Annotated in this window: 1 protein-coding gene and 1 pseudogene; both read right to left on the bottom strand. The window is 37.5% G+C overall.

What is annotated here, in order from left to right; genetic code table 11:
• Positions 1 to 227, bottom strand: a pseudogene (locus tag R7Q09_RS26280) (DNA helicase); the annotation flags it as partial.
• A gap of 121 nt (positions 228 to 348) precedes the next feature.
• The coding region (locus tag R7Q09_RS26275) for a hypothetical protein (RefSeq protein WP_318143958.1) at positions 349 to 648 on the bottom strand (300 nt) is incomplete at its 5' end.

Here is a 648-nt window from a genome sequence, read left to right as displayed (position 1 = left end):
ACGAATTGATATGCTAACTGATGGCCAGTGAGTGATAGACAATTGGGAGGTAAATTAGCGGCATCTGCGATCGGACGATTATAAGTAATATAGAGCATTCTTAGCTCTGGATATGCATTCGCGAACAATCTAAATAATGTAGTTTTACCAGTTCCTGCAAGCGCTTTGATCACAGCAAGCCTAACAGGTTTGTATATGACGTTTTGTTGTTCTAACGTTGGTTTCATTTTGCCCCCAAAGCTGTTTTAATATGGTATATTGTGACAGCAAAACAAAAAGCAGTCAACTATCATATATAATAAACCCCGGAAAATATCCAGGGTTTATCAATTAGTTAGATTTCAGTTTCTAGAGATTACATTGGTGAGGTTTTTCGAGATTAGAAACCGTTAGTGGCGTTAATTCATCGCTAAAGCAATGGTACTCATCAACGAAGTTCTTTTCACACATACGGTAGGCAAAGAGCTCATTACCCACATTTGGAAGCATAAGTTTTCCATTTGTAGTGTCTGTAACTAATTCAGCACCTGCCACATCTAATGAATCAAGGCTTGAAACTTTATAAACTTCTATTTTGGTGTTATCGCTAGTGACATGATCATTTAACTTAAACTCCCCCATTGAACAAACATCAATAGAACCACCGAG

This window comes from Vibrio sp. 2130-1 (assembly GCF_033339515.1).
Note: the sequence above shows the minus strand (reverse complement) of the source record. Positions and strands in the feature narration are given on the sequence as shown.